This is a genomic window from Anaerotignum sp. (genome assembly GCF_017483025.1).
Classification (GTDB): domain Bacteria; phylum Bacillota; class Clostridia; order Lachnospirales; family Anaerotignaceae; genus Anaerotignum_A.
The window spans coordinates 1-2,095 of sequence record NZ_JAFUMA010000050.1 but is presented as its reverse complement, the minus strand read 5'-3'; the positions used below and the strand labels follow the sequence as shown (position 1 = coordinate 2,095).

The following is a 2,095-nucleotide window of genomic DNA, read 5'->3' as shown; positions in this document are numbered from 1 at the left end:
GTAGTAGGGGTCTAACCCTGCGGCGATGATTTGGTCTTTTGTCAGGCCCTGGGTCAGCTGGTGTACGATGGTCCCCATCATTTCCAAATGAGCCAGTTCGTTGGTATATTACTATTATCAATGATGGACGCAAAATGAAGGTTAAAATGTTCTGGATACCTTCGGATAAAGTGTAATCATGAAATCATCAGGGGAATTGTGCCAGCGTCCGTTGACTTCTTTGTGATATTCTATATGATCCAAAACATCTTTTAGCATACGGTTTTGTTCTGCTGCTGGAAGGGAATCATAGGTTTCCAACAGAGTTTTGATTTTCGGAAGTAAAGAAATCTGTTCGCTATTAGCAGTTTCCAAGGAACGGAGTTCTTTCTTCGTTTCTTCGATTTCGTTTGTGGTTGCAGTGATCTTCTCATTCAGAATTGCATTTCTTTTTGTGAAAACATCAGCTGAATAAATACCTTTTTCCAGAAGGTCAAAGGTGTTATCAAACTGCAGTTTCAGACCTTCCAGTTCCTTTTCCATTGCTTCGATGGAATTTTTTAATGCCATGATTTTTCCTAAAAAAGCATCAGAGGGTGTTGCAGTTTGTTCCCAGGTCGCTTCATGCTGTTTTACCCATTGGGAAAGACCGTCCAAAACTTTATTTTCGACCATATAAAGGGCGGCAGATATTTGAGGGCAATTATGTGTTGCGCAGATCAGGGAAGCTGGCTGGCCAGTTTTGTTAAAGGGGCGGCGCTGCATAAGATTTCCGCAGTAGGAGCATCTTACGAGACCAGCAAGAGGATTTTTGGAAGGACCGATATTTGTTGGATAGGTACGGCTTTTCATTTTTGCTTGAACAATATTCCAAAGTTCTTCTGTGATGATCGGTTCATGCAGACCGTCTGCCAGGAGATAGTTTTCTGAAATTGGACGAGAAATTTTGATTTTCCCGTTTTCTGTGGACTTTTTGCCAGGGCGGCGATTCCAGTGTATTTTCCCAATATAAACAGGATTTTGAAGCATACGGGTGACAGAGGATGTGGCCCAGGTTCCACCTTTTCTGTTTTTGATGCCCATTTCATGCAGGCGCTTTGCTACTGTTGCACGGCCTGTTTCTTTAGTGGTTCCATCTGGCTGCGGATCACCATAGGCATACAATTCGAATGCCAGCCGAACAGCGGCGGCTTCTTCGGGTTCGATTTCCAGAGTATATCCTTTTTCATTTTCCAATTTTACTCGACGATAGCCGAAGGGAGGAATATTCCCTGCGTATTTTCCCTCTCTTGCGGATGCTTCTCTGCCTCGCTGCATACGGCGCAGGATGGTTTTATACTCCCTGCGGGACATGAACTGCGAAAATTCGAAGTATTCTTCGTCAAATTCATCGTTGGGATCGTAGGTTTTTACCGGAGTGACGATTTTGGTGCTGCTATATTTAAAAGCGTTCAGGATGATGCCCTGATCCATGGTATCACCACGGCCAAGACGTTCCACTTCCATGACAAGCACACCATCCCAAAGGCCAGCTTCTATATCATGAAGGAGCTGCTGCATGACAGGGCGACCTGCGATCGTTTCGCCAGAAAGGATCTCTCTGTAAATCTTTGTGATTGACAATTTTAATTTTGTGGCCAATGCAAGCAAGGTCTTTTCATGCCGGGCGAGGGTTTCACCTTCGCCAGCAAGTTCTGCTTCTGCATCAGCTCTGGATTTTCTCAGATAGATGCAATATGCCATGATGGCCTCCTTTCTTTTCGACAGGTGGTTAGCCTATCGGTGGGTATTTTCCCCTCCTTTGCCGTTATGATAGCACAGAAAGAAAGAGGAAAAAAGCGAACACCGGAAATTTTCCAAAAGAAAAATCCCTGCCAGATGGCAGGGAGAGTGTTTTATGAAAATATAATTGAAAATACAAGAACAATGGCTGCCCAAATAATAATTGTAAGGGCTGTTGGGAGCAGTTTCTTATCTTCTCGGTTCGGTTTATCAAAGGAAAATACCTGCACTACAAGTGCTGCAACGAGAATAATTGCGAAATAGGCAGATAGACCCAGGAGAAGTGATATTCCCATCATTGAAAGCATTTCTTTGAAACCCATGGATTCATAAG

The 2,095-nt window shown here is 43.7% G+C and carries 2 protein-coding genes; both read right to left on the bottom strand.

Annotated elements, in window-relative coordinates; genetic code table 11:
- Positions 1-141 precede the first annotated feature (141 nt).
- Positions 142-1,722, bottom strand: a complete 1,581-nt coding sequence (locus IJ369_RS04360; RefSeq protein WP_290716425.1) for a recombinase family protein — start codon at positions 1,720-1,722, stop codon at positions 142-144.
- A gap of 152 nt (positions 1,723-1,874) precedes the next feature.
- Positions 1,875-2,095 (bottom strand): hypothetical protein (locus IJ369_RS04355; RefSeq protein WP_290716423.1); only part of this gene is annotated, 221 nt, incomplete at its 5' end.